The sequence below is a fragment of the Mycobacterium sp. genome (genome assembly GCF_032162105.1).
In the GTDB taxonomy this organism is placed as follows: domain Bacteria; phylum Actinomycetota; class Actinomycetes; order Mycobacteriales; family Mycobacteriaceae; genus Mycobacterium.
In genome coordinates, this window is the sequence record NZ_JAVRPS010000659.1 from 1 (window position 1) to 5,946 (window position 5,946).

Annotated in this window: 7 protein-coding genes and 1 pseudogene; 6 read left to right on the plus strand and 2 right to left on the minus strand. The window is 66.1% G+C overall.

Features of this window, described 5'->3' with window-relative positions:
• From QOC69_RS33045 to QOC69_RS33060, 4 genes are all read left to right on the plus strand, one after another.
• The coding region (locus QOC69_RS33045) for a thiolase family protein (RefSeq protein WP_526446707.1) at window positions 1–952 on the plus strand (952 nt) is incomplete at its 5' end.
• Complete coding sequence (locus QOC69_RS33050; protein ID WP_526446708.1) at window positions 949–2,142, plus strand: acyl-CoA dehydrogenase family protein; 1,194 nt, start codon at window positions 949–951, stop codon at window positions 2,140–2,142. The genes QOC69_RS33045 and QOC69_RS33050, both read left to right, overlap by 4 nt.
• Window positions 2,126–2,845: a GntR family transcriptional regulator gene (locus QOC69_RS33055; protein ID WP_526446709.1), complete on the plus strand. Its 720-nt coding sequence runs from the start codon at window positions 2,126–2,128 to the stop codon at window positions 2,843–2,845. Before QOC69_RS33050 ends, QOC69_RS33055 begins: the two co-directional genes overlap by 17 nt.
• A gap of 109 nt (window positions 2,846–2,954) precedes the next feature.
• Window positions 2,955–3,308 (plus strand): DUF732 domain-containing protein, encoded by a 354-nt coding sequence (locus QOC69_RS33060; protein WP_526446710.1) that lies wholly within the window; start codon window positions 2,955–2,957, stop codon window positions 3,306–3,308.
• A gap of 27 nt (window positions 3,309–3,335) precedes the next feature.
• Here the strand turns inward: QOC69_RS33060 and QOC69_RS33065 are convergent, their stop codons facing one another.
• The gene (locus QOC69_RS33065; protein ID WP_526446711.1) at window positions 3,336–4,079 is read right to left on the minus strand and encodes a TetR/AcrR family transcriptional regulator; all 744 of its coding nucleotides are present in this window, start codon (window positions 4,077–4,079) and stop codon (window positions 3,336–3,338) included.
• Between the two features lie 205 nt (window positions 4,080–4,284).
• Between QOC69_RS33065 and QOC69_RS33070 the strand changes: the two genes are divergently transcribed.
• Window positions 4,285–5,046, plus strand: coding sequence for an enoyl-CoA hydratase/isomerase family protein (locus QOC69_RS33070; RefSeq protein WP_526446713.1), 762 nt, complete (start codon window positions 4,285–4,287; stop codon window positions 5,044–5,046).
• Window positions 5,047–5,068: 22 nt separating this feature from the next.
• On the opposite strand, the gene QOC69_RS33075 is transcribed toward QOC69_RS33070, so the two are convergent.
• The gene (locus tag QOC69_RS33075) at window positions 5,069–5,671 is read right to left on the minus strand and encodes a PaaI family thioesterase (protein WP_526446712.1); all 603 of its coding nucleotides are present in this window, start codon (window positions 5,669–5,671) and stop codon (window positions 5,069–5,071) included.
• Window positions 5,672–5,744: 73 nt separating this feature from the next.
• Here QOC69_RS33075 and QOC69_RS33080 point away from each other — a divergent pair.
• Window positions 5,745–5,946, plus strand: a pseudogene (locus QOC69_RS33080) (TIGR03857 family LLM class F420-dependent oxidoreductase); the annotation flags it as partial.

Here is a 5,946-nt window from a genome sequence, read left to right on the forward strand (position 1 = left end):
GCAGTCGGTGATCCAGGCCTGCCTGCAGGTCGGCACCGGGCAGAACGACCTCGTCGTGGCCGGCGGTGCCGAGTCCATGAGCAACGTCGCCTTCCACTCCACCGACATGCGCTGGGGTGGGGCCCGCGGTGGCGTCACCGTGCACGACGGCCTGGCCCGCGGCCGCAGCACGGCAGGCGGGCGCAACTACCCGGTGCCCGGCGGCATGCTGGAGACGGCGGAGAACCTGCGCCGCCAGTACGGCATCTCGCGCGCCGAACAGGACGAACTCGCGGTGGCCTCCCACCAGCGTGCGGTGGCCGCCCAGAAGAACGGGATCCTCGCCGAGGAGATCATCCCCGTCACCGTGCGCGTGGCGCGAGGTGGCGCCCAAAATTCAACAGTGATCGACACCGACGAGCACCCGCGCCCCGACACTTCGATGGAAACGCTGAGCCGGCTCAAACCCGTACTGCTGCGCGAGGATCCAGAGGCCACCGTCACCGCGGGCAACTCAAGCGGGCAGAACGACGCGGCCTCGATGTGCATCGTCACCACGGTGGAGAAGGCGGCCGAGCTGGGCCTGCGACCGCTAGTGCGGCTGGTGTCGTGGGGTGTCGCCGGAGTGGCGCCGAACGTGATGGGCATCGGGCCGGTACCCGCGACCGCCGTGGCACTACGGAACGCGGGGCTCGAACTTTCTGATATCGACCTGATCGAACTCAACGAGGCGTTCGCCGCGCAGGCGCTGGCCGTGATGCGCGAATGGGGATTCACCGAGGCCGATCGCGAACGCACCAACGTGCACGGCTCCGGTATCTCGCTGGGGCACCCGGTGAGCGCGACCGGCGGCCGGATGCTGGCGACGCTGGCGCGCGAACTCCACCGGCGCCAGGCGCGGTACGGGCTCGAGACCATGTGCATCGGGGGCGGGCAGGGACTGGCCGCGGTGTTCGAAAGGGTGGCGGCATGAGCAAGCTCGCTCAGACGATCGGTCTCACGGAGTTTCAAACCGAGATCCTCGCCAACGTGCGTCAGTTCGTGGACAAGGAGGTCATTCCGAACGCCCAGCAACTGGAGCACTCCGACACCTACCCGCAGCAGATCGTCGACCAGATGCGCGAGATGGGGCTGTTCGGGCTGATGATCCCGGAGGAGTACGGCGGGCTCGGCGAGTCCTTGCTGACCTACGCGCTGTGCGTCGAGGAGCTGGCCCGCGGCTGGATGAGTGTGTCCGGTGTGATCAACACCCACTTCATCGTCGCGTACATGCTGCGCCAGCACGGCACCGAGGAGCAGAAGCAACGGTTCCTGCCGCGGATGGCGACCGGTGAGGTGCGCGGCGCCTTCTCGATGTCCGAGCCGGAGCTGGGTTCCGACGTTGCGGCCATCCGCACCAAGGCCGTTCGCAATCCGGGCGGCGGCTACTCGATCACCGGGCAGAAGATGTGGCTGACCAATGGCGGCAGTTCCACCCTGGTGGCGGCGCTGGTGAAGACCGACGAGGGAGCGGACAAGCCGCACCGCAACCTGACAGCCTTCCTCGTCGAGAAGCCCACCGGCTTCGGCGAGGTGGCGCCAGGGCTGGTCATCCCCGGCAAGATCGACAAGCTCGGCTACAAGGGCATCGACACCACCGAGTTGATCTTCGACGGCTACCAGTGCAGCGACGACGACGTGCTCGGCAATGCGCCAGGGCAGGGTTTCTTCCAGATGATGGACGGCATCGAGGTCGGCCGGGTCAACGTCTCCGCCCGCGCGTGCGGCGTCGGCATCAGGGCCTTCGAGCTCGCCGTCCGGTATGCCCAGCAGCGCAGCACCTTCGGCAAGCCGATCGCCGACCACCAGGCCATCGCCTTCCAGCTCGCCGAGATGGCGACCAAGGTCGAGGCCGCCCATCTCATGATGGTCAACGCGGCCCGGCTGAAGGACTCGGGGGAGCGCAACGACGTCGCGGCGGGGATGGCCAAATTCCTCGCCAGCGAGTTCTGTTCGGAGGTGACCCAGCAGAGCTTCCGGATCCACGGTGGCTACGGCTACTCCAAGGAGTACGAGATCGAGCGACTCATGCGCGACGCACCGTTCCTGCTGATCGGTGAGGGCACCAGCGAGATCCAGAAGACCATCATCAGCAAGAGCCTCCTTCATGAGTATCGACTCTGACCCGGAGTTCGCCGCCAGGCCGCAGCTGTCCGACGACGTCGCGCGGTACGTTCGGCGGCGGATCTTCAACGGCGCCTACCGGGCGGGTGAGTACCTGCGGCTGGACCAGCTCGCCGCCGAACTCGGCATCAGTGTCACGCCCGTGCGGGAGGCGCTGCTGAACCTCTGCGCCGAGGGACTGCTGGTACAGCAGCCACGGCGAGGCTTCGTCGTGCTCGAGCTGACCGCGCGCGACATCGCCGACGTGGCGAACGTGCAGGCCTTCATCGGCGGTGAACTCGCCGCGCGGGCTGCGGAGAACATCAGCGACGAGCAACTGGCGGCCCTTCGCGGGATCCAGGACGAGCTGGAGCGGGCCTATGAGCAGGACGACCTGGAACGCACCGTCCGGCTCAACCACGAGTTCCACCGCACCATCAACGTGGCAGCGGACTCACCGAAGCTCACCCAGTTCATGTCGGGCATCACGCGATACGCCCCCGAGTCGGTGTTCCCGACGGTGAGCGGCTGGCCGAAGCTGTCGATCAGGGACCACCGTCGCGTGATCGCCGCGTTCGAGCGCAGGGATGCCAACCGGGCCAGGATGGCGATGGCCGAGCACTTCACGGTCGGCGTCGCGCCACTCACCGACCATCTGATCGAGCGGGGCGTGATCTCCGATGCGGATGCGCCTGCTCAGTCGGAGGCCGCAGGTGGTTCCTAAGCGTTCAGATTGTCGCCACGGTCGTGCCTCGGCAATTTCGACAGCCCTCAGTGCTATATCAACGCCGCAACCGGCTCCTGACTCGTCACGCTCGGCTATCGTGCTGAGAATGAAGCGTTCGATTGCGGGTGTCATTGCAGCTCTGGCCTGCGCCGCGGGCGCCGGAGTGGTGACGGCAGCACCGGCTCAGGCCGATGACATCGGGTACCTCATCAACGTGACCCTGCGGCCGGGGTACAACTTCGCGAACGCCCAGGCGGCGCTCGACTACGGCAACGGCCTCTGTGACCGCATCGGCCAAAAACAGAGCTACGCCGATCTGGCGTCCTCGATCAGGTCCGACTTCAACACGTCGGACGAGTTCCAGATCTCCTATCTCCTGAGCCAGGCGACTCAGGAGCTGTGCCCCGCCCAGATCTGGCAGTTACGGCAGTCCGCGGCGGGCTATCGCGTGCCCGCTTGAGCGTGATCGAGGTCTGAACCCTTAGTGTCAGCGCGCCGTCTTCCGGCGTTGCGCCGGAAGTGCTTTGGCAGACGCTTGCTCGATCAGTCGCTCGGCATGGTCGAGGACGCAGTCCAGGCCGTACTCGAAGTTGTTATCGTCGGAGGCCCCGATCCGGTGGCCCTCACCACTCAGCCTGGCCAGTAGTGGCGTGGTCTCGGGATCGATGACCATCGTCCTCTCGAAGTCGCCGGGCCCGCCGTCGGCCGACCGGTTCTTATCGTAGAGGCGTTGCAGTACAACCGATCCGCGCACGTGCACCGACACAGCGGAGTACGTGTCGAAGGCGTCCTCGGGTGACAAACCCGCCTCGACGAGGCTCTCGATCGCCTTCTCCACCGCGGCAGCGCCGAGCTTGGCCGCGCGCGGGCTCAGCGCCGAGCGAATGAGGATCAGGTCACACAGAATCGGGTTGCCCAGGAACGTCTTTCGTATGCTGCGCGCATGGTTCCGCAGCGTCTCGCGCCAATCCTTGGCTTCCACATAGGGGGTGGCGAAGACGTACTGCCTCAACGCCCGGTCCGTCATCGCGTCGAGAAGTTCGTCCTTCTTGCGGAAGTACCAGTAGATGCTCGTCACGCCCACGCCAAGATGCTTGCCCAGCAAGGGCATGCTGACGTTGTCGATGCCGAGCTCCTCGGCGAGTTCGAAGGCGCCCTTGATGATGTCGTCGGGATTGATGGAGCCGCGTTCGCGACGTTGTCGTTTTTCGGCGGTCGCCGGCTTGGCCAAGAGGACACCTCCGTCAAGATCACTACCTCTGGCGCCCACCCGTTCAGGATGGCCAACTCAATCTACCGGCAACGGGCGTTTGGGCACCGGAGGTGCTGGTCGCGGGGTTGCGCCGTTCCCCGCTCGGCCACTACTGAAATACCCATAGTAAGTTTCTCCGGGTAACGGATCGACGACCGACAGTGAACAGGTGGGACGGAGCCAAGTGGCCGACGAGATTCTGACGGAGCGCCAGGGGCGGACTCTCGTCATCACCATCAATCGACCGGAAGCGCGCAACGCATTCAACTTGGCCGTGACCAAGGGGCTCGCGGATGCCATGGATGAACTCGACGCGACGCCCGAGCTGTCGGTCGCGATCGTCACCGGGGCAGGCGGCAACTTCTGTGCCGGCATGGATCTGAAGGCATTCGTGGCCGGGGAGGTGGTCTCGATCCCTGGCCGCGGAATCGGATTCACCGAGCAACCGCCCCGCAAGCCGGTCATCGCTGCAGTCGAGGGTTACGCGCTCGCGGGTGGTACCGAGATCGTGCTGGCGACCGACCTGGTGGTGGCGGCCAGGAACGCGAAGTTCGGCATCCCCGAGGTCAAACGCGGCCTCGTGGCCGCGGGTGGTGGTCTGCTCCGGCTGCCCCATCGGATCCCCTACCAGAAGGCTCTCGAGCTGGCGCTCACCGGCGACAACTTCACCGCCGAGGAGGCGGCCGACTGGGGCTTCGTCAACGTGCTCAGCGAGCCGGGCGAGGCGCTGGCCGGCGCACTCGCCCTTGCCGAGCGCATCACGAAGAACGGGCCGCTGGCGGTCGCGGTGACCAAGGAGATCATCGTCAAGTCGGCAGGCTGGAGCGAGGACGAGATGTGGCGCAAGCAAAGCGAACTCATCCGGCCGGTGTTCTCGTCCAAGGACGCGATCGAAGGTGCCACCGCCTTCGCAGAGAAGCGCGCACCCAATTGGACCGGTTCCTGACGTTCGCGGGATTCTGACGAGTTCAGGGCTGGTGGGCGAGCAGCTTGATCATCAGGCCGTTGGCCTCGCTCAGCACGGTGCCGTCGGCGTCGGTCATGGTCGCCGTGATGAACGCCTTGCGACCGTCGAGACGATCGATGCGGCCGCGGCTGATCAGAGGGGTGTCGATCGGCGTGACGGCGCGGTAGTCGACGTGTAGATAGCCGGTGCGACTGATGGGCCGCCCCGCCGTCGACACGATCATGCCGAAGTGCCAGTCGTAGAACAGCGGTATCACCCCGCCGTGCACGACCATGTTGCCGCCAACGTGGAACCGGCTGAAGTGCCCCTCCATCGTCACTCCGTCCGCACCGAACGCCGTGACCGTCCACGGCGGCATCAGCGGGTGACCAAGACCGGGTAGCTTGACGGCGCGGCCCGCGGGGGCCTGGCCATCGGGCACCTGGTGGGGTTCGAGTGCAGCGCAGGCGCTTTCGATCGCTTCCGTCGCGGTGTGCCACGTCTCGCCGTCTGGCTTGGTCGATACGGCCAGATCCTGCAGGCGGCGTACTGCCGCGGCGAACCGTTCCAATTCCGGCGGAGTGTCAACCGGTATCAGCTCCGGGAAGCCGCGGGTCTCCGCCACGTGCGTGTCTCTTCTCGTCGATCTGAACTTATGGAAGACTCTACAGTAGGTATTTCCGCATAGGAGCGTGCGCGTGACGGACCGGGCGCTGGACGAACTGGGCTACTACCTGTTGGCAGGCGCAGGCGGCGAGGGCCCTGCCGGATTGATGGATGAGGCGCGCCGTGGCGAGAAGCTCGGCTTCGGCACCGCGTTCATCTCCGAGCGGTGGAACGTCAAGGAGGCGTCGTCGCTGACCGGCGCAGCGTGCGCGGTGACCAGTCGCATGCAGATCG

Excerpts from the sequence above, each read along its gene's own strand:
- QOC69_RS33050 (WP_526446708.1), top strand. The coding sequence starts at position 949 with ATGAGCAAGCTCGCTCAGACGATCGGTCTCACGGAGTTTCAAACCGAG.
- QOC69_RS33055 (WP_526446709.1), top strand. The coding sequence starts at position 2,126 with ATGAGTATCGACTCTGACCCGGAGTTCGCCGCCAGGCCGCAGCTGTCC.
- QOC69_RS33060 (WP_526446710.1), top strand. The coding sequence starts at position 2,955 with ATGAAGCGTTCGATTGCGGGTGTCATTGCAGCTCTGGCCTGCGCCGCG.